The sequence below is a fragment of the Novosphingobium sp. RL4 genome (genome assembly GCF_035658495.1).
GTDB lineage: Bacteria > Pseudomonadota > Alphaproteobacteria > Sphingomonadales > Sphingomonadaceae > Novosphingobium.
In genome coordinates this window covers 2,259,899-2,278,652 of record NZ_CP141944.1, presented here as the reverse complement: position 1 = coordinate 2,278,652, position 18,754 = coordinate 2,259,899, and the positions used below count along the sequence as shown (strand labels likewise).

The window sequence follows — 18,754 nt, the reverse complement described above, 5'->3', positions numbered from 1 at the left end:
AGTGGCTCCTTACAGTTCAATGCCGTCGGCGGGGTCCATCGTCGCCTGACGGGCGAGGGACGTGACCTGCTGCCGGATGGTGCGGGCCTTGGCGGCGTCCACGTCCGGTTCGTCGTCGAGCACGTCGAACTCACGCCCGGCCGAGCGTTCTTCGGGCACGATCTCCTCATGCTCGGGCAGCTCCGGCTCGCGGCGGACGCCGGCATTGGTGGGATCGGTCGCGGCGGCGGGTGTCGCCGGGGTGGATGATGCTGTGGGCGGCGGTATCTTTAACGCCGACCAGTCATCGCCAGATGGAGCTTTCGTCACTTTGGCCCCGGCGGACAGATCGGGCGGGGGCAGTAACCGCTCCTTGAAACGAGCGTCCTCATAATAACGCGCCTTCTTCGCCCGGATCGGCGGCACGCCCGCGACCAGCAACAGTTCGTCGGTGGGCGGAAGCTGCATTACCTCGCCGGGTGTGAGCAGCGGACGCGCCGTCTCCTGCCGCGACACCATGAGATGGCCGAGCCAGGGCGACAGCCGATGACCGGCATAGTTGGTGGAATCGCGCATCTCGGTCGCGGTGCCGAGCGAGTCCGACACGCGCTTGGCGGTGCGCTCGTCATTGGTGGCGAAGGCGACGCGCACATGGCAATTGTCGAGCACGGAATTGTTCGCGCCGTAGGCCTTCTCGATCTGGTTGAGGCTTTGCGCGATCAGAAAACTCTTGATGCCGTAGCCAGCCATGAAGGCCAACGCGGACTCGAAGAAGTCGAGCCGCCCGAGCGCCGGAAACTCGTCAAGCATGAGCAGCAGCCGATGGCGCTTGGCAGAACCGTTCAACTCCTCGGTCAGCCGCCGCCCGACCTGATTGAGGATCAGGCGGATCAGCGGCTTGGTGCGGGCGATGTCCGACGGCGGCACGACGAGGTAGAGGCTGACCGGCCGCTTGCCGGCGACGAGATCGGCAATGCGCCAGTCACAGCGCGCCGTCACCTTCGCCACCACGGGATCGCGGTAGAGACCGAGAAACGACATGGCGGTGGACAGCACGCCCGAGCGTTCGTTGTCCGATTTGTTCAGCAGCTCGCGCGCCGATGAGGCGATGACGGGGTGAACACCGGCTTCGCCCAAATGCGGCGTAGACATCATGGCGCGCAGCGTCGCCTCCATGGGCCGCTTCGGATCGGAGAGGAAGTTGGCGACACCCGCCAGCGTCTTGTCGGGTTCGGCATAGAGGACATGCAGGATCACGCCGACCAGCAGCGAATGGCTCGTCTTTTCCCAATGATTGCGCTTGTCGAGAGCGCCTTCGGGATCGACCAGAATGTCGGCGATGTTCTGCACGTCGCGCACTTCCCAATCGCCGCGCCGCACCTCCAGCAGCGGATTGTAGGCTGAGGACTTGGTATCGGTCGGGTCGAACAGCAGCACGCGGCCATGCCCGGCGCGGAAACCCGCCGTCAAACCCCAGTTCTCGCCCTTGATGTCATGAACGATGACGCTGCCCGGCCAAGTCAGCAGCGTCGGCACGACGAGGCCGACGCCCTTGCCGGAGCGGGTCGGCGCGAAGCACAGCACATGCTCTGGGCCATCGTGACGGAGATAGTCGCGATCGAGCCTGCCGAGCACCACACCGTCCGGGCCGAGCAACCCAGCCGCCTTCACCTCCTCGGGCGAGGCCCAGCGCGCCGAGCCGTAGGTGGCGACGTTCTTGGCCTCACGCGCCCGGATGACCGACAAAGTGATGGCGACGGCGATGGAGATGAAGCCGCCGGACGCGGCGACGATCGCTCCTTCGATGAAAATACCGGGCGCATAGGCGTCGTAGGCATACCACCACCAGAAGAAGGTCGGCGGATAATAGACCGGCCAGCCGCTCAGCTCGAACCATGGGCTTCCAAGTTGCCCCTGAAACCCAAGCCGCCATGCTGTCCACTCGGTCGCGCCCCAGATCGCCGCCAGCACGATGGCGACGACGATGGTGATCTGGCCCCAAAGGACACGGCTTCCCGACATACAGGCTCCAATCGGCAAAAGAGACGGAGCCGATCAGAGAATAGGCGGTTTCGCGATAGGCAACAGAAAAGAACAGCGAGCGTGCTGTCGGATACCATGGCGTATAAATCGGATGGGTTAGTGCCGTGTGTTTCGGGCTTCTTCGACGGCCTGTTCCAATATGCGCCGGTAGCCGATCTTGGTCATCCACTGCGCGCGGGCGAGATGGCTTTCCCAGCACGCCCGCGTTCGGCCTTGCTCTGTCAGCGGATCGCGATGCAGTACGATCCTCGCCACCTCCGTCCAGTCCGCACCGTCCGTCTCAGCATCCAGCAAGCGCAGATAGGTGACGAAATGCGCCTCGTCATAGATGGTCACATCCGGCTCCATGGGAGCCAGGTCATCAACGTCAGGATCGAGTTCGGGTTTAGCGCGCATTTGCGGCCTCCTTCCGGCACCGCGGCTCGGACTGATGATTACCTCACTTTTGCTTCCATGTGAGAGGGGTGGTGTCTGGCGATACAGTTGCGCCAGCATTTCCCCGTCACCAATATTCGAAGCAACCCCATGAATATCACATCACCGGACGAATCGGAACTATCGTTCCTGGAACGATCATTCCTATTCAGGCTCCGCTCTCGTCATGGATCTCAAGGAGGTCATGGCGATCAATCTGCGTCGGATACGTCATGACAAGCAACTGACGCAGGAGGAGCTGGCGGATAACGCAGGCCTGAGCGCGCGCTATATCGGAGCGATCGAGCGCGCCGATGTGTCGGCTAGCGTCACCGTCGTGGGCCAGATCGCGGATGCGCTGGGTGTCGAACCGGCCGAGTTGGTGACGAAATTAGGTTGACCGGCTCATCTCGGCAGCGAGATCGAGCAGATTCTTCAGCGCCTGGCTGCGATTATGCGGCGACCATACGGCGCTGAACTGCGCCCGCTCGGGCTCATCGGCGATCGGCCGGAACACAACACCGGGGAATTGAACGTGCCTCGCAGAATCGGTCGTCAGCGTTATACCGTCGCCATCCGCAATCACGTGCATCAGGCTGTCGCGCCCGATGTCCAGGCGTTGGATGTTCGGGGACTTTCTCTGCTCGGCGATTCGCCTGACAATATGGTCCCGGGCCTGTGGTCCGGCGCCGCCTTGGCGGACCACGAAAACATCCGACGTCAGATCCTGCCACAGAACATGATCTCCCATAGCGAGCCGATGTCCTGCCGGCATAGCGACAACGAGTGCCTCGCTCCAGATTTCGCGCGAATGGCAGTCAGGGGCATCAACTGCTCCGACCACAAAGGCGATGTCGAGCGAGCCTTCCCGAATTTGCCGGATCGTGTCGGCTGACCGTCCCTCGGCGATCACGAGATCGACGTCGGGATACTCCTCCCGATACCGGCGTCGAAGGTCGGCAAGGAATCCGCCCGCGATCAATGAATGCAGCCCGATGTGTAGACGCCCGACCAGACCTGTCGAAAAAGCTCCGGCTGTCTTTATGGCATGATCGAGGTGCTCGATGCCGGCTGTGACTTCCACAATGAAGCTGCGTCCGGCTTCGGTCAATCGAACCCCACGATGCCGCCTCTCGAACAACATAATGCCAAGATGTTCTTCCAATGCCTTAATCCGAGCGCTGACACTGGATTGACTAGTGCCTAACCTATTAGCGGCATGGCGGAAGTTCAGACACTCTGCGACGGCTAAAGCGTATCGTAGCGATATAAGCGGAAGCCGGGAGCCAAACCAATCGCGATGCCGAAGGTGTTGATCTGAGTCTTTACGCCGTCTCATTCACACATCTTCAGTCGGATAGCCGCGTCGCGAATGTGGTTTCCGCGCATCGGCTTTACACCCACGTAGTGACGTTTCGCGCGTCCAACGAAGTAGCCGAATCCGGCCGCTCGTTTGCTTTGAGCGTGAATGTTTGGGCGACCGAACGGCCGCAGTTTGTGAATAGTTCTTCGGTCCGCTTTCGCGATTAGCCCAAAATGCTGATTCATTCCCATCCTCCGCCGAGCGCGAGGAACAGGTCGATCTGGCGATCGACGAGGTTTGCGCGCGCGACCGCCAAGCTGGTTTGCGCATCCGCGTAGCTCGCTTGTGCATTCAGGACATCCAGTAATGGCGATTGCCCGAAGCGCTGGAGCTTCTTCGCGTCGCGGCTTACCTTACCCGCCGCCTCAGCGGCCAATTCCAGATCTTTCAGCCGGTCTCTGGCGCGTGCATAGGCTGATAGTGCGGTCTCCGTCTGTTGAAGGGCAAGGAGCACCGATCCATCAAAATTCGCGAAGGCCGCATCCGTATCGGCGCCGGCCTGCGCAATGCGAGCGCGCACCATCTTCCTGTTCGGGAAAGACCAGGAGATCAGCGGACCGAAACTAACCCCGAAGGTGGACGGCGTTAGCAGTCGGCTTGTAGGCCCTGCCGTTCCCACCGATCCACCAATGCTGACCTTCGGATAGAGCTCGGCTTCCTCGATGCCGATCGCGGCTGTTGCCGAAGCCAACAACCGCTCGGCCATCCTAATATCGGGGCGCCGCCTGAGCAGCGCCGCCCCATCACCGACAGGTATCGGCCGATCAATGGAGGGAATGGCACTGCAAGTCTCTGCTTCCCTTGGATAGTCGGAGGGAACACGCCCCATCAGCGCAGCCAACTCAAACAGGCCTGCCTGCCGCTCGGCGACGATCTCGGGTATCACCGCGCTGCTGGCATAGGCGGCGGCCCGGGACCGTTCGACGTCAGCCTGAGTGCCAAGGCCGCCCCGATCCAGGCGGATTGCAACGTTTAGTGTCGACCGCTGGATTTCGACGACATGGCGAACGGCGGCCAGTGTGTCGTTCGCGGCACAGACCCGTGCATAACTGCGCGTGACGATTGCGGCGACGACGACGCGCACCTGGTCGCGGGCGGCGAGCGTCGCTTCGGCTTGCGCATTGCTGGCTTCGATGCCTCGGCGGATGCTTCCGGCCAGGTCAAGCGGGTAGCTGAGATCGAACCCGAGCGAATAGCTTAAGGGCGCAGGCAGGTCGCCGGTTGGACCAGCGACGCGCGAGCCGAGCGCCTGACCGCTCACGCTGCTGCGCACGGTGCGCGAAGCCTCGGCCTCGCGAACGATCGCCGTGGCGCGACGCAGGTTCGCCTCGGCTGCCCGCAGGTCAGTGTTGGCCGCCAGCGCCTCCTCCACATAGGAATCGAGCCTCGGATCGCCATAGAGGCGCCACCAGTTAGGCGGCGGTTCCTCCTGGCTTGCAACCGCGCCGTTCTGGCCAAGGAATGGCGCAGCGGCGTCTGGCCGTTCCGCGACGGCGGTACGTGGGACATGATAGTTCGGACCCGCGACGCAACTGGCAAGCAGAGGTACGGATAGGAAGGGAAGCGCGTGTTTCATGACCGGTTACCCGTAGCGGGCTCGGCTCTCGCGGGGGTGATCTCGATGGTCGCTGTCATGCCTGCCGCCAGTTCGACGCCAGGAGGCACCCGGTCGATATGGATGCGGACAGGGATGCGCTGGGCAAGGCGCACCCAGGAAAATGTCGCTGCAACATTTGGCAGGCCGAGATGACCGGGCGCGTCGTTGCTGTTCTCGATACCGCGACCTATGCTTTCGACATGGCCCGACACGGGCTGATCAAAGCCAATCAACATGATCTGCGCTGGGCTTCCGACGCTGATTTGACGGATTTTCGTCTCTTCAAAATAGCCAGTAATCCAGAAGCTGGCCGCGTCCAGAACGGCGACCTTCGTCGAGCCGGCCGTCGCGTAGTCGCCGGGCCGCAGCCTCATATTTGTGACATAGCCATCGACTGGCGAACGGATCGTCGAGCTGGCGAGATTGAGTTTTGCGAGATCGAGAGCCGCCACCGCTGCCTGATAGGCGGCGCCGGCCACCGCCGCCGCTCCGCCCGATTGCTGGACGGCTTCCTGGGAGACGACATCCCGGAGTTGGCTGTGCCGCCGCGCCGTCGCCTGACGAACGAGCATATCCTGACGCTTGGCTTCGACGTCGGCCTCTGCCAACGCCACTGCGAGCTGGAGCCGCTCAGGGGCAATCACGTAGAGGATATCGCCCTGATGAACATACTGATTATCAACAACCGGTACGGCGCTGACGGTGCCGGAGACTTCCGGTGCGATCTGCACGACATCCGCGCTCACTCGCCCGTCGCGGGTCCACGGCGTCCGTTCGTAGCGGCTCCACGCCTCCAGCGCGATGAGAGTGGCGCAAGCAACGAGGCAAAGGGTCAGGGCATAGCGGCTGAGCAGGGATAGAACAGGCTTCAACGTAATAGTCCGATCGATGGCAGGTGCTGCACGAGCAGACCGTAAATGATGGCGAAGGTGGCGAGCTCGACGAGCGGCCGGTAAGCGAACGCGCGGTAAATGCCCGCGACGGACAGGAGGCGGATCACCGCGATGGTGGCGACAAGCGCGACGAACGCGAGCACCAGCAGACCGGGGATGAGGACGCCGCCAAGATTGAGATCAACGATCATGAGCGTTGTCCCCCGTCCGCGGTTTCACTGGAACCGAGCGCGAATCGAAGGTCGATGAGCAGGTCGAGCATCCGCAAGCGGTTCTTGATCGAGCTGCCCGCTATAATCTCGGTCAGCGTCTCGATGCGCTGATCAAAGTCGATGTAATCTACCGGTCTCGTTAGGCCACTGGCGCTGAAGCGCGCAGCGATCGCGGAAAGAAGTTCGCTCACTTTGTCGCCAACTTCGCCCTTGATCTGCGGGATCGACTTGCGAAGCTGACCAACGGCGTGACCGATACGAAGATGGTGCAGGGTATCATCGAGAACGTCCAAATAGTCTTTCCTGGACACTCGCAATCTTGGTAGGAGCAGCGCTGTCCGATCAATCATGAGGCTCGTCCAGTGCGCTTCGTTGGGCGCTCCACCGAGCGCTCGTCGGCTAACGTCCCTCCGACTTAAGTGAAGCAGCCGGTTGATTACCGCATCGACGGGTACGGTCTGGAACAGGGACATGCTCACCACCCCGAATCCGACTGCCATAAAGAGCGCGATGACGGAGTTGAGGGATGCGGCGAAGTCGCCGGTGTAGTTGGTGCCCAGACCCGAGAGGATCGGAATGGTGAGGGTGATGCCGAGCGCCATGAACGTCGTCGGGAGACGTGCTTGCAGGGAACCGGCGAACAGGAACGCCGGGGCGAGTACTGCGACAAGGACGGCGAAGTCCGTGACCTGGGGGAGGATGACGAAGCTGTAGACGAGGCTGATCACCACCCCATAGATCGAGCCGACCATATACTTGAGGACGTTAGGCGCTGGCGCGTCGACATTCCCGAACAGCGTGCAGCATACGCCGAGAATTGAAATGGCCGTCCCGCCCTCCGGCCAGGCCGACCAGATCCAGAAGGCGCAGCCGATGAGGATGCCAATGATGGCACCCATGGCGGCCCGACCCGCCATCCAGGGATCTCGGTGATAGACGTAGCCCTTCGCACGCAGCGGCCCATGGAGTGACGCCGTCTCGCGCGAGTGGTCGGCAGTCGCGATGTTCAGCCCAAGCTTATCGCAGTCCTGGACCAGGCCGATCATCTCGGCCAGGTGGCCGGTGAGATTGACGGCAAGCCTGTCGCCAGGCGTCGCGGCGTCCGCGCCGAGACGTTTCTGGATCAATCGCGCGCGGGCAATCAGATGGGTCGCGGCGCCCTCCCGTTCGGCCGCCTCGGCAGTTCCGATCCAGCTCTCGACATCACCGAGCAAGGCGATCAGTTCATCGGGCGCGTTGTCGTCGCTAGTGACAAGGGAGTGAATCCGGTCCTCGATCTCGGTCGCGAGCGGAAGCAGTCGGGCGAGCCGGTCATGGAGCAATTGGAGCTTCTTGGCGTCCGGCGTTACGGGGGCGGCGTCATACGGCAGGTGGATGCCGAGCCCCTGCAGCGCGAGGAGGTCGACTGCGAGCTGGTTGCGGTCGCGACGGTTTTCTCCCGGCGTTCCGTTCAGCGCGTCGCCCGCCAGCCGACGGGCATCCCGTAGGGTTGCCGACAGCTTGCCGATGAACTGGCCGGTCATCCGCTTGGGCAGGATGTAACGATGCACCAACACGGCGCAAAGAATCCCGATGGAAATCTCCTGGACTCGCACCGAGGCCGTATCGAAGACGGCGCCTGGATCAAGCACGCTGGGGAAGCCGATCAGGCTCGCGGTGTAGCCTGCAAGAACGAAGGCATAAGCGCGCGGCGTGCGATCAAGCAGCGAGAGAAAGAGGCAAAGACCGATCCAGCAGGCAAGAACTGCGCTGCATACGATCGGATCGTTCACGAAATTCGGAACAATCGCCACCGTCGCCACCGCGCCAGCAATTGTCCCGGCGAAGCGATAGACACCGCGGCTGAGCGACGCACCGACCGAGGTTTGCGAGACTATATAGACGGTGACGATGGCCCAGAAAGGCTTGGGCAACCCGATACGCAGCGCAATGTAATAGGCCAGCATCGCCGCGGCGAAACTCTTCACCGAGAACAGCACGGCATCCGCATCCACCTTCGTAGTGGAGGCTCGCAAGAAATGCGAAACCGCACCCGCCATTACAGTGCCGGCTCTCTCTATTGATCTGTTCGCAGACGGTACGATGCTCATGCGCGTCATTATCACTGAGTTGCCAAATCAAATAAATTCGGTATTCTGTCAAAAAATATCTAAAAGTTGCCAATCTATGGTTTTCTCACGATCAGCCGTCTCTGTTTTCGACCCCGACCTCACGGATCGGCTGGCAGTTGCGCGGCAACTCGACTTCGCGGATCACGAGGCGGAAGTGCCGATGCACGCGCATCGCAAAGGCCAGTTGATCATAGCGCTGCATGGGGCAGTCACCTGCTCTGCAGACAACGAGATATGGATCGTGCCGCCCAACTGCGGGGTCTGGATTCCGGGCGGGGTGCCGCACAGCGCCCGAGCGACAGCGAATGCCCGGCTCAACTACCTCTTTGTGGAGCCAGGGGCAGCGAAGCTACCCAAGGATTGTTGTACTCTGTCGATCTCCCCGATGATCCGGGAAATGGTCGATCGGCTGGCTCACGAGCCTGCCGACTATCCTCCGGGTGGCCATGCGGCCCGGCTTGCGAGGGTGGCCCTCGACGAACTGGTCGAAATGCCGCGTGAGCGCTTCAACTTACCTATCTCCAGTAATCCGAAGATCCGTGCGATAGCGGATGCCCTGACGATCGAACCTTCCGACCGCAGTACGTCAGCCGAATGGGCGAAACGCGTCGCGATGAGCGAGAGATCGCTGGCCCGTTTGATGATCCGGGAGACAGGCCTGACGTTCGGACGCTGGCGGCAACAGTTGCACCTTGTCGTTGCCCTTCGAGAACTGGCCAGCGGTGCGGCGGTGCAGACCGTGGCGGCCGAGCTGGGCTACGATTCGGTCAACGCCTTCATCACGATGTTCAAGAAGGCTCTAGGGAGCACGCCGGCACAATATTTCACGCAACGTAGGACGCTACTGCCTCCGGTCCCAAAACAAGTACCGCATGATTGATAATTTTCGGATTCTCGATCGATGTTCCTATAGTATCGTTTGCGCCGCACTTGGATATGAATTGAGGATTTCTTTCCAAGTTGCACTCAAGAAAGCTCGGCATTTACAGCCGCCAAGCATGTTGATTCCGTGATTTGCATTTTGCCAGCCGCAAAATTTAAAGACCCGATCCCCTCTGCCGCACCATCTGCCACGACACCGATCCGCCCTGCACGATATCCGTAACCTCCCCCCCCCAGGCTGACCGTCGATTACTGGCAGCCACGGAACCAGCGTGAACTCGCGGCTCTTCTCGACGATGGCGAACTTGCCGCTGGTGAGCTGGACGGTCCCGGTAAAGGTGCCATTGATCGTCTCGCCGTCCCCAGCCGCGCGAAACGGCATCCGCTTCGTGGTCGCGAGTTCGGCCCCGGCGCGGCGACCTCGCGCGCCTCGCGTTCGTCGATTTCCTTGCGGAGCAAGTGGTCCAAAGAGTTTACCGCCAAGGACGTGCGGCGAGAGGCCTACCTTTTGTCGGTCAGTGTCACTGTCCTGACCAGATTCCGGAAGCTAAGCATCAAACCGGGAGATTTGTTGCAAGATTTAAAACTGCGGGGACTAGCGACTGGTCTTCTTGGCGAGGTCGAGGAAATCGCGGAGTGCTGGGGCGCGGTTGTTTGGCGACCATACAGCCGAGAAGACGACAGAACCCGGCTTATCGAGAATGGGCCGGAACACCACGCCCGGAAACCGGATTTGCGACGTAGTCTCTGTGGCCAGCGTCAAACCGTAACTCTGCTCCACCATCGATATCAGCGTCAGCCGATCCACATTGAAGCGCTGAATCAATGGTCGCGGCCAACACTCGGCGAGGCGAAGCAAGATAAGGTCATGGAGCTGCGGACCTGTCCCATTGTGCCGGACCAGAAAGGTTTCGGCCGAAAGGTCGGCCCAGGTGACGCCTTCGCGATCGGCAAGCGGATGCGTTGCTGGCAAGGCGATCATCAGTTGCTCGGTCCAGATTGGCTTGGAATGACAATCGGGAATGTCCGGTGCGCCCAGCACGAAGGCGACGTCCAGATGCCCGTCACGCACCTGCTTCACCGCGTCGCCGGCCCTGCACTCGGCGATGTCGATATCGACGTCTGGGTGCATCTTCCGGTAGCGTGTCAGGAGACCGGCAAGGAAGCCGTTGGAGATCAGGGCATATGCGCTGATGCGGAGATGTCCCTGCTCGCCGCGCGCGAGCAAGCCGGCGGTCTTTACCGCATGATCGAGATGATCGATGCCGACCGCCACCTGTTCGACGAAATGACGGCCTGCCTCGGTCAGCCGCACGCCGCGCGGAAGGCGCTCGAACAGCAGGATACCAAGATCCTGCTCCAGCAATTTGACGCGCGTGCTGACGCTGGACTGGCTCACGCCGAGAGCATTGGCGGCGTGACGAAAGTTCAGGTACTCCGCCACGGCCAGCGTCTGCATCAGTGACGCCAGTGGAATGCGCGAACCCAGAGGCGAGCGTGCGCCATCTCGTCGTGACGGCCTCTCATCGTTGGCTTTAAGGGAGGATAGCCGCCGCATCGCCTATACTTTTCGCTCCGCTTCGCGATCCGGCGATATCCCCGTGCGCCCGCTCAATCGCGTCTGCCATTCCGCTGGAGGAGCAGCACCATAATCCCGACGATTGCGGCTACCGCCCCGAGGGGCGCTGTTGCCGTCAGCCCCAGACTTCCGATCATGCCACCGCCCAGGATCGAGCCGAGCGCGATGCCGGAATTGAACCCGGCAATGTTGAGGCCGGCAGCGGCGGCGAGCGCATGAGGGACGTGCCGTTCCGCGATGCCGATCACCCGCGCCTGCATGGCAGGAACCGCCGCATAGGTCAGCGCGCCAAGAGCCGCGATCAGCACCGCCATGATGGGAATGGAGCGAATGGCAGGCCACATTGCGCCGAGCACGAGAGCCAGGCCGATCAGGACGATCATCACCGCCTTGTCGGGTCCAAGCCGGTCGGTCATGCGCCCGCCCACGACATTGCCGATCGCTGCGGCAACGCCATAGACCAGCATCATCGCGGCGACGAGAGGCGCATTCATGCCCGTTACCTCGATCAGCAACGGCGAGATGTAGGAAAACAGGGTGAATGATCCCGTGTAGGCCAACACTGTGATCAAGGCAGCGCCAAGAAGCCTGCGATCGAATAGCGCGACCAGATTATGGAAGGCGTCCTTTGCCACACCGCCATCCCTGCCGTTTGGCATCAGAAAGGCCAGCCCGAGGAAGCCGATAGCCCCACAGGCGGCGACGCCCATGAAGATCGCCTGCCAGGTCCAGATGCCGCCGAGGAATGTCCCGATCGGCACGCCGAAGGCGAGCGCCAGCGTGAGGCCGCCAAAGACGACGGCAACGGCGCTTCCGGCGCGCTCCGGCGCCACCAGCCGGGTCGCGGCGCTGGAGGCGACAGCAAGGAAGACGCCATGCCCGAGGCCCGATCCGAACCGGGCTGCGAGCAGCGAGGTCAGATCGCCGGACAGACCCACAACGAAATTGCCGACGGTGAACACCGCCATGGCCGCCAGCAGCAGATGCTTGCGGCTCCAGGCGGCGGCCAATGCGGTAAGGATGGGTGCCCCGATGGTAGCGCCGAGCGCGTAGGCGGCGACGGCGCCGCCGACCTGATCGACGCCGACATGGAGATCGTTCGCGATGGCCGACACGAGGCCGATGGTGACGAACTCGGTAAATCCCAGCGCAAATGCCGAGAGCGCGAAGACATAGATGACGAGCGGAATGCTCCGCGCCTGCGGCGTGGTCATGGAGAGCGTCTTTCTTTGATTGGTTGCTGCGTCCCGGCTCAATCGGCTGAGGCAAGCGCCAGTGCTTCGAGGGTCAGTTTGGCGGTCAGCGCCGAGGATGCCGGGTTCTGGCCCGTCACGAGCCGGCCATCGGCAATGGCGAACGGCTGGAAATCAGCGATGCTCTCGTAGCGGCCGCCTAACGCGCGCAGGCGGGTTTCCAGCAGGAACGGGACGGCCTCGGCGAGCCCTACAGCTCGCTCCTCGCTGTCGGTGAAGCCGGTGACGCGCCGACCTTTCACCAGCGGCGCACCCGTTTCGTCTTTGACGTTCACAAGGCCAGCCGGACCGTGGCAGACGGCGGCGATCACCTTGCCCTGCGCCCATACCGCATCGAGAAGTGCAGCGAGCGCCGTGCTTTGCGGCAAGTCCCACATCGTTCCATGCCCTCCGGGCAGAAACACCGCGTCATAGGTGGATACGTCGATGTCCTCGACGGCCGTGGTCGCTGTGAGCGCGTCGGACGCCTCTCCGTCACCCAGGAAGCGATCCACGCTATCCTCGTTCTCGCCTCTGGCTTTTACCGATCGGGGATCGATCGGCGCCGGGCCACCTTTAATGGAGGCCAGCGTTATCGACGCGCCGGCATCGACGAAGGCGTAGTAAGGTGTCGCCAGTTCCTCGAACCACAGGCCGGTCGGTTTGTCGGGCTCGCCCATCGTGGCGCTGGAGGTGAGGATCATCAGAATCTTGAGCTTGGTCATCGGGGCACTCCGGTTGTTACCCGAAACATGCCGCACGTCAGAGCGCGACAAAAATCATTCCTTATGCTATCAGCCATAGAAATAACTATGGCTCGATGCTCATGAACTACCTCATCTATCTGCGCACCTTCCTCGACACCTACCGCGCTGGCTCGCTAACCCGCGCGGCCGGGCGTCTCGGCATTACCCAGCCGGCAGCGTCCGCGCACATCGCTTCGCTGGAGGAGATGCTGGGCAAGCCGCTCTTCATCCGGCAGGCACGCGGGGTTGCCCCGACGGCCGCTGCCGACGATCTGGCTCGCTCGATCGCCTCCCAGCTTGACGGGATCGAGGCGACCATGGGTGCGGTCCGGGCGCGCTCCAGCCATTTGAGCGGCACCGTCCATCTGGTCGGCCCGGCGGAATATCTTTCCGCACGCATCGGCCCCGCCCTGGCGCCGCTCGTCGGGGAAGGTCTGCGACTACGCATCCAGACCGGTAATCGCGAACGGATCTATGCAGCGCTCGACGAAGGCCATGCCGATCTTGCCGTTACCGCGTCGCCGCCCGACGGCAGCGTCCACGGTTTCGCCGAACTGGGTCGGGAACGCCTGGTGCTGGTTGCCGCACCGGCTATTGCAGAGCGGACCAAAGCGCGCACCGTCACCGCCGATTTCCTGTGCGGGCTGCCCTGCATCGCCTATGATGAGGCCCTGCCGTTGCTGCACCCGTTCTTTGAACACGTCTTCCGCAAGGCCCCCGACATGCAGGCCGTGGTGACGGCGCCCGACCTGCGCATCCTGATCGGCATGGCCCAGGCCGGAACGGGATGGACGGTGTTGCCGGACTATCTATGCGCCGAAGCGCTGGCGAGCGGGCAACTTGTGGAACTGCCGACGACGCGGCCGGGGCCGGATAACACGCTCTATCTCGTCTGGAACAAGACTGCACTCCGCCACCCTCGTGTCGTGCATGTCAGAGATTTTCTGCTGCGTGCGGTTTAAGCGCGTAAACGTGGATGAACGGCTGCCGCTTCCATCATAGCCCTCGACAGCAGCGCAGGGCCGAGGGCCAGCACGCCGCGGCGGATGCTCTGTGGTTTCGAACGTAGCTCGCGCCGACAGCGGCACTCGCTTATTCCTGATATGCGACACCGTAGGCCAACTTTTTTCTCTCAATCCGCGCGAAACCGGGTTGGCCGAGGTGCATGCCAGCGATCAGCAGCCGATCTGAAGCGACCGAATCCAGAAGCTTCGACCGCGTATCGGCGGCGAGATGCGCATCCTGATCGAACGCGATCGACACCTCCGGGCGCGGAATCTGAATTTGCGGGAAATGAACGATGTCGCCCCAGACCAGCAAGCTCTGGTCACCTGAATCGAGCCGATAGCCGGTGTGCCCGGCTGTATGCCCCGGCAGCGGAACCGCAGTCATGCCGGGAAGCACCTCACCGGCGTCGAAAGTGCGCAGTCTGTCGCGAAAGCCATCGAACGCCTGACGCGCGACGAGGAAGTTGCCACGGGCGCGCTCGGGCGCGCGGCTCAGATTGCCGTCATCCTGCCAGAACGCGACTTCCCGATGGTGAGCGACAAGCTCGGCGTTCGGGAAGACGGCTTCTCCTGAAGCGTCCATCAGCCCCCCGACATGATCGGGATGGGCGTGCGTCAACAGGATCGCATCGATCTGGGAAGGCTGGATGCCAGCGAGTAGCAGATTGGTTTTTAATCGACCGCCCCACTGCTTGAAACCACCTGCTCCTGCGTCGATCAGGACCGTGCGGCCGCCTCCGCGCACAAGATAGCAGTTGATATGGATCGAGGTGTGATCGTTTATCCCCGCATTTTCCTGCATACGGGAAGCATCGGCCGGGTCGATATTCGCGAGGAGGTCGAAACTGGCGTGGAGATAGCCATCGCTGACTGCGGTGATTGTCAAATCACCGACGTTTTTGGTAGGAAATGTAAGATTAGACATCGTTTTCTCCAGGTATCAGCTCAATTTCGCGCGTGAATGTTCGACGCTGCATAGCCAAAGCAACGGATGCGCGCGGTGAGGCCGATATTGGCCTTTATGGTGTCGTCCAGCCCTTCCATGAACCGTTCCATGACCGGCGGCGTCCGAAATTGTTCAAGGCGATATTGGATTTCTGCGAAAGCGGGGTGCCCCCGGCCATGCCGGACAGCGACATAGACAATATGCACGTTCGCCAATGCGGCCCGGAGAATGCCGATGCAAAGTTCTGTGCATTGCTCCGTGAGGTCTGCGAGCGCTTCGTCCGGCGGCATCCTGTCTGCGGGAATATAGATCGTGACATTAGGCATCGGTGCTACCGCGCCTTCCCGACAGCGGCGTTAACGTCATTCGTCAACTGCGCCGTCATCGGCACATAGACATGGACGCCTTCAGATAGATGCTCGATGTCAGGCATGTTGCCGGGCTCCACCTTGGCGAGCCAACGGTGTTCCGGGACCTTCTCCATAGCGACCGCTTGCATCGCATATGGGGTGAGGCCCAGCCGGATCAGAGGTTCGGGGCCTGTGGCGCTCAACGCCAGATATTCGCCCTCACCAATGGCCGGAGCGCAGTCGATCCCGCCATAGAGGTTCCGGTGCCAGTCGGTGATGTGCTGTTGCCAGCGTGCGAAATTGCCGCCGCCCTTCTGTCGGTATTCCTCACCCGTCAGAATATCGAGGCCATCAATCGAATGAAGGGCGAGATAGACGGGGCAGCCACGGCTCAACGCCTTGAAACGCTGGGAGGTGTGGAAGCCGCTCACCGAAATGAGGGCTGGCAGCTTGTCCAGGCTGTAAAAGTCGTTCCATTCCGCCTCGCTGCCGGGATCGGCAAAGCTGCATTCCACCGTATAGATCATTATTCCACCTTCGACCGGGAGATTGTCCTTCCAGCCTTGCCTGTTGTTGATATTTTCTCATGATAGACTGCCGATCGATGTCTATATATCGACATCGGATCATGCTTCAGTGATCTAATATCAAGGTGGTGGCAGATCGAAGGCCGAACCATCCTGTAAGGAACCCTCATGCGCCGCAAGATTCCCAGCAATTCCGCACTCATGGCGTTCGAGGCTTCGGCTCGTCATGGAAGCTTCGCTCGTGCGGCCGACGAACTGGCCCTGACCGAAGGGGCGATCAGTCGGCAGATAGGCCGGTTGGAAGCCTTCCTCGGCGTCACGCTGTTCGAGCGGATCGGTAATCGCGTGCGGCTTTTGCCGAATGGAGAGCGTTATGCGGCTCAGATCCGCGAGACACTCGACCGGCTGGAGCGTGACAGTCAATATTTGATGGGGCAGCCCAGCGACAGTGCGAGCCTCGACATCGCAATCCTGCCGACGTTCGCCACGCGTTGGCTCATCCCGCGTCTGAAGCCGTTCCAGGAGCGGCATCCGAATATCACCCTGCATCTTGCGGAACGGATGGAGCCATTCGTTCTCACCGGCAGCGGGTTCGACGCCGCCATCCATTTTGAGCATCCTGCCTGGACGGGAATGCGGACGCATCGCTTGCTGCATGAGGTGCTAGTTCCGGTCTGCCATCCGGCGCTGATCAGGGGCCGAGACCCTGCGACAGCCCTCGATGCGCTGCCGCGGCTCCATCGCCGCCAGAACCCGGAGGCCTGGCAACGTTATGCGCAGGAAACCGGGGTCGTGCTGACCAATCCTGCGATCGGTCCCCGCTATGATCTTCACTCCATGCAAATCGAAGCCGCGTTGGCCGGTCTCGGCGTTGCGCTCGTGCCGCGCCTCTATATCGAAAGCGAACTGGCTGAAGGTCGCTTGGTCGCGCCTTGGCCTGATGGGGAGTCGATTTCCAAGACCTTCTGCCTCATCCTGCCGGAGCCGATCCGACTGAGCGACGCTCCAATACAGGTTTTCGCGAATTGGCTTCTCAAGGAGGTGCAACCGTCAAATTCAACGCTTTGAAGGCGAGCTTTGAATCCGTCACAATCCAAGCCCCTTCTGCCGCCCCAATTGCCACGACACCGATCCGCCCTGAACGATGCCTGTCACCTCCCGCCCAAGCTGCCGGTCGATCACCGGTCGCCACGGGACCAATGTGAACTCGTGGCTCTTCTCGACGATAGCGAACTTGCCGCTGGTGAGTTGGACCGTCCCGGTGAAGGTGCCGCTGACGGTCTCGCCGTCGCCAGCCGCACGGAACGGCGTTGGCTTCGTCGCCGCCAGTTCCGCCCCGGCGCGGGCGACCTCGCGCGCCTCCAGCGTCGATAGAAGATCGCGCCGATATAGGACGCGGCCGTTCTGCTGGCGCGCGGCGTCGCCCTGCTCGATCAGACGCTCCCGACGACGATCCAGCGCCTGGTTGAACTCTTGTCCGAACCCCGCCGGTGCGATGTCGGACGGGCCGCGCCCGACCAGCCGCCCGTCCAGCCAGGTCGCGCCGTCCGCCGTGATCTGCTTTTCCAGATCGAAGGTCGAGAGAACGCGGATGTTGAGCTGGCGGCCTTGGCCCGCATCGTGTGCGGCAGCGCGGGCCTCGAAATCCTGCGGAATGCGCCAGTGGTCGGCGTCAATCCGCTCGACGATACCGGCGCGGCGCAGCGCCTCCAGGCGGCGCACATGGGCATCGACGAAGCCGCCATAGTCGCCGCCCCGCACGCGGCCGTCGAACCGGGCCTGCTCCAGATGACGGGTCGGCCGGTAGATGCCATCCTCGGCCATGCCGGCGATGGCACGGTCGGCCGGGCGCGGTCCGGCGTCGGTCGCGCCGATCTCGATGACGCTGCCGATCCGGGCGTCCGCGACCTTCGTCTGATCGACGCCGGAGATGTGATGCGTGCGGCCGTCGATGCCGTCGATCACCAGCGTCAGGTTCTCGCCCAGTTCGTCGGAAAGATGCTTATCAACTACGCGGCCGACGATCGGCGTCGCGGGCGCGGCGTCGTGAATCTGGAAGCTCATCGGATCACGGTCATGGCCCTCGGCCCGCATCGCCTTCTGCATGGTGCGCACGATGTCGCCCCGCTCGCCCATCTCGCGCAGTGTCGGCTCCAGCCGATCGCTCAGTTCCCAGACGCCGGATGACTGCTCGGTGGCGAGCCCCATCTTCTCCAGCTTGCCGAGACGACGCAGGCGAAGCGTTCGGTCCTCCTGGCCTCGCATATCATCCGGCGCATGTCTTAGGTCGAGCCTGCCGTCCTCCGCCTCGTTCGCCATAGCGCGGTCGATGCGGGTGAAACGGTCCTGGTCGATCTCGGCGGTCAGCTTGCGGCGCTGCTCGATCTCGGTGACGGGACCGAGTTCCAGCGTCGCCAGCTCGCTCGCCCGTTCGCGGATGCCATTGGCGAGATAGTCGCCATTGATGACGAGATCCTCGCCGAGATCGTCGCGGCCGTTGACGATGACATGGACATGGGGATGGCCGGTGTTGAAGTGGTTGACCGCGACCCAATCGAGCTTCGTGCCGAGGTCGGCTTCGAGCTGGCGCATCAGGTCGCGGGTATGGCCGGTCAGGTCTTCGATCTCGGCGCCATCCTCTGGCGAGACGATGAAGCGGAACTGATGACGATCGTCCTTGCCGCGATCGAGAAAGGCATCGCCATCGGCGCGGTCCTCGGTCGCCGAATAGAGCTGGCCGCGCTCGCCGTCGCGCGAGGTGCCGTCACGCTGGATGTAGCGCAGATGGGCGGCGGCCTTGCCGCTCTTGCCGGCGGCGCGGACGGAGCGCGATTTGACGATGACGCGACGGCTGCCGGGCTGGCGATGGCTCC

Annotated in this window: 18 protein-coding genes and 1 pseudogene; 4 read left to right on the top strand and 15 right to left on the bottom strand. The window is 62.3% G+C overall.

The genetic code is table 11. The features are described from left to right. Nucleotides 1-9: 9 nt before the first annotated feature. A complete protein-coding gene (locus U9J33_RS11080; protein WP_324695233.1) occupies nt 10-2,001 on the bottom strand; it encodes a conjugal transfer protein TraG in 1,992 nt (663 codons plus the stop codon). 117 nt (nt 2,002-2,118) lie between these two features. Next, nucleotides 2,119-2,418 (bottom strand): DNA -binding domain-containing protein, encoded by a 300-nt coding sequence (locus tag U9J33_RS11075; RefSeq protein WP_324695231.1) that lies wholly within the window; start codon nt 2,416-2,418, stop codon nt 2,119-2,121. A 205-nt stretch (nt 2,419-2,623) separates the two neighbouring features. On the opposite strand from U9J33_RS11075, the gene U9J33_RS11070 reads away from it, so the two are divergent. Then, nucleotides 2,624-2,836: a helix-turn-helix transcriptional regulator gene (locus U9J33_RS11070; protein ID WP_324695229.1), complete on the top strand. Its 213-nt coding sequence runs from the start codon at nt 2,624-2,626 to the stop codon at nt 2,834-2,836. Here U9J33_RS11070 and U9J33_RS11065 read toward each other — a convergent pair. The 5 genes from U9J33_RS11065 to U9J33_RS11045 all read right to left on the bottom strand — a co-directional run bounded on the left by U9J33_RS11065 (nt 2,828) and on the right by U9J33_RS11045 (nt 8,495). Then, complete coding sequence (locus U9J33_RS11065) at nt 2,828-3,775, bottom strand: LysR family transcriptional regulator (protein ID WP_324695227.1); 948 nt, start codon at nt 3,773-3,775, stop codon at nt 2,828-2,830. The two genes, U9J33_RS11070 and U9J33_RS11065, sit on opposite strands and share 9 nt — an antisense overlap. A gap of 205 nt (nt 3,776-3,980) precedes the next feature. Continuing rightward, the gene (locus tag U9J33_RS11060) at nt 3,981-5,375 is read right to left on the bottom strand and encodes an efflux transporter outer membrane subunit (RefSeq protein WP_324695224.1); all 1,395 of its coding nucleotides are present in this window, start codon (nt 5,373-5,375) and stop codon (nt 3,981-3,983) included. Continuing rightward, complete coding sequence (locus tag U9J33_RS11055; protein WP_324695222.1) at nt 5,372-6,268, bottom strand: biotin/lipoyl-binding protein; 897 nt, start codon at nt 6,266-6,268, stop codon at nt 5,372-5,374. Before U9J33_RS11055 ends, U9J33_RS11060 begins: the two co-directional genes overlap by 4 nt. Beyond that, nucleotides 6,265-6,480 carry a DUF1656 domain-containing protein gene (locus U9J33_RS11050; RefSeq protein WP_324695220.1) on the bottom strand — a complete coding sequence of 72 codons (216 nt, stop codon included), beginning with the start codon at nt 6,478-6,480 and terminating at the stop codon, nt 6,265-6,267. Before U9J33_RS11050 ends, U9J33_RS11055 begins: the two co-directional genes overlap by 4 nt. Continuing rightward, nucleotides 6,477-8,495: an FUSC family protein gene (locus U9J33_RS11045; RefSeq protein ID WP_324695218.1), complete on the bottom strand. Its 2,019-nt coding sequence runs from the start codon at nt 8,493-8,495 to the stop codon at nt 6,477-6,479. Before U9J33_RS11045 ends, U9J33_RS11050 begins: the two co-directional genes overlap by 4 nt. Nucleotides 8,496-8,502: 7 nt before the next feature. On the opposite strand from U9J33_RS11045, the gene U9J33_RS11040 reads away from it, so the two are divergent. Then, nucleotides 8,503-9,492 carry a helix-turn-helix transcriptional regulator gene (locus U9J33_RS11040; RefSeq protein ID WP_324695216.1) on the top strand — a complete coding sequence of 330 codons (990 nt, stop codon included), beginning with the start codon at nt 8,503-8,505 and terminating at the stop codon, nt 9,490-9,492. Between the two features lie 157 nt (nt 9,493-9,649). On the opposite strand, the pseudogene U9J33_RS11035 reads toward U9J33_RS11040, so the two are convergent. The 4 genes and pseudogenes from U9J33_RS11035 to U9J33_RS11020 all read right to left on the bottom strand — a co-directional run. Next, a pseudogene (locus tag U9J33_RS11035) lies at nt 9,650-9,909 on the bottom strand (DUF3363 domain-containing protein); the annotation flags it as partial. 180 nt (nt 9,910-10,089) lie between these two features. Beyond that, entirely contained in the window at nt 10,090-10,953 is an 864-nt protein-coding gene (locus U9J33_RS11030) for a LysR family transcriptional regulator (protein WP_324695214.1), read from the bottom strand. A 152-nt stretch (nt 10,954-11,105) separates the two neighbouring features. Beyond that, complete coding sequence (locus tag U9J33_RS11025; protein WP_324695212.1) at nt 11,106-12,287, bottom strand: MFS transporter; 1,182 nt, start codon at nt 12,285-12,287, stop codon at nt 11,106-11,108. 38 nt (nt 12,288-12,325) lie between these two features. Further along, nucleotides 12,326-13,030 (bottom strand): type 1 glutamine amidotransferase domain-containing protein, encoded by a 705-nt coding sequence (locus U9J33_RS11020; RefSeq protein ID WP_324695210.1) that lies wholly within the window; start codon nt 13,028-13,030, stop codon nt 12,326-12,328. A gap of 101 nt (nt 13,031-13,131) precedes the next feature. On the opposite strand from U9J33_RS11020, the gene U9J33_RS11015 reads away from it, so the two are divergent. Then, nucleotides 13,132-14,013, top strand: a complete 882-nt coding sequence (locus U9J33_RS11015) for a LysR family transcriptional regulator (protein WP_324695208.1) — start codon at nt 13,132-13,134, stop codon at nt 14,011-14,013. Between the two features lie 130 nt (nt 14,014-14,143). Here the strand turns inward: U9J33_RS11015 and U9J33_RS11010 are convergent, their stop codons facing one another. Genes U9J33_RS11010 through U9J33_RS11000 form a run of 3 tightly spaced genes read right to left on the bottom strand, consistent with a single transcriptional unit; the run spans nt 14,144 to nt 15,881 of the window. Then, nucleotides 14,144-14,983: an MBL fold metallo-hydrolase gene (locus U9J33_RS11010; protein ID WP_324695206.1), complete on the bottom strand. Its 840-nt coding sequence runs from the start codon at nt 14,981-14,983 to the stop codon at nt 14,144-14,146. Between the two features lie 20 nt (nt 14,984-15,003). Further along, entirely contained in the window at nt 15,004-15,330 is a 327-nt protein-coding gene (locus U9J33_RS11005) for a hypothetical protein (RefSeq protein WP_324695204.1), read from the bottom strand. A 5-nt stretch (nt 15,331-15,335) separates the two neighbouring features. Further along, a complete protein-coding gene (locus tag U9J33_RS11000) occupies nt 15,336-15,881 on the bottom strand; it encodes a hypothetical protein (RefSeq protein ID WP_324695202.1) in 546 nt (181 codons plus the stop codon). Nucleotides 15,882-16,049: 168 nt separating this feature from the next. Between U9J33_RS11000 and U9J33_RS10995 the strand changes: the two genes are divergently transcribed. Continuing rightward, nucleotides 16,050-16,949 carry a LysR substrate-binding domain-containing protein gene (locus tag U9J33_RS10995; protein ID WP_324695200.1) on the top strand — a complete coding sequence of 300 codons (900 nt, stop codon included), beginning with the start codon at nt 16,050-16,052 and terminating at the stop codon, nt 16,947-16,949. An 18-nt stretch (nt 16,950-16,967) separates the two neighbouring features. Here the strand turns inward: U9J33_RS10995 and U9J33_RS24875 are convergent, their stop codons facing one another. Beyond that, the gene (locus tag U9J33_RS24875; protein WP_420719881.1) at nt 16,968-18,146 is read right to left on the bottom strand and encodes a DUF3363 domain-containing protein; all 1,179 of its coding nucleotides are present in this window, start codon (nt 18,144-18,146) and stop codon (nt 16,968-16,970) included. Between the last annotated feature and the right edge of the window lie 608 nt (nt 18,147-18,754).

Excerpts from the sequence above, each read along its gene's own strand:
- U9J33_RS11020 (WP_324695210.1), bottom strand. The coding sequence starts at position 13,030 with ATGACCAAGCTCAAGATTCTGATGATCCTCACCTCCAGCGCCACGATG.
- U9J33_RS11070 (WP_324695229.1), top strand. The coding sequence starts at position 2,624 with ATGGATCTCAAGGAGGTCATGGCGATCAATCTGCGTCGGATACGTCAT.
- U9J33_RS11015 (WP_324695208.1), top strand. The coding sequence starts at position 13,132 with ATGAACTACCTCATCTATCTGCGCACCTTCCTCGACACCTACCGCGCT.
- U9J33_RS11000 (WP_324695202.1), bottom strand. The coding sequence starts at position 15,881 with ATGATCTATACGGTGGAATGCAGCTTTGCCGATCCCGGCAGCGAGGCG.
- U9J33_RS11065 (WP_324695227.1), bottom strand. The coding sequence starts at position 3,775 with ATGAGACGGCGTAAAGACTCAGATCAACACCTTCGGCATCGCGATTGG.
- U9J33_RS11025 (WP_324695212.1), bottom strand. The coding sequence starts at position 12,287 with ATGACCACGCCGCAGGCGCGGAGCATTCCGCTCGTCATCTATGTCTTC.
- U9J33_RS11075 (WP_324695231.1), bottom strand. The coding sequence starts at position 2,418 with ATGCGCGCTAAACCCGAACTCGATCCTGACGTTGATGACCTGGCTCCC.
- U9J33_RS10995 (WP_324695200.1), top strand. The coding sequence starts at position 16,050 with ATGCGCCGCAAGATTCCCAGCAATTCCGCACTCATGGCGTTCGAGGCT.
- U9J33_RS24875 (WP_420719881.1), bottom strand. The coding sequence starts at position 18,146 with ATGCGAGGCCAGGAGGACCGAACGCTTCGCCTGCGTCGTCTCGGCAAG.
- U9J33_RS11030 (WP_324695214.1), bottom strand. The coding sequence starts at position 10,953 with ATGCAGACGCTGGCCGTGGCGGAGTACCTGAACTTTCGTCACGCCGCC.
- U9J33_RS11080 (WP_324695233.1), bottom strand. The coding sequence starts at position 2,001 with ATGTCGGGAAGCCGTGTCCTTTGGGGCCAGATCACCATCGTCGTCGCC.
- U9J33_RS11010 (WP_324695206.1), bottom strand. The coding sequence starts at position 14,983 with ATGTCTAATCTTACATTTCCTACCAAAAACGTCGGTGATTTGACAATC.
- U9J33_RS11005 (WP_324695204.1), bottom strand. The coding sequence starts at position 15,330 with ATGCCTAATGTCACGATCTATATTCCCGCAGACAGGATGCCGCCGGAC.
- U9J33_RS11060 (WP_324695224.1), bottom strand. The coding sequence starts at position 5,375 with ATGAAACACGCGCTTCCCTTCCTATCCGTACCTCTGCTTGCCAGTTGC.
- U9J33_RS11050 (WP_324695220.1), bottom strand. The coding sequence starts at position 6,480 with ATGATCGTTGATCTCAATCTTGGCGGCGTCCTCATCCCCGGTCTGCTG.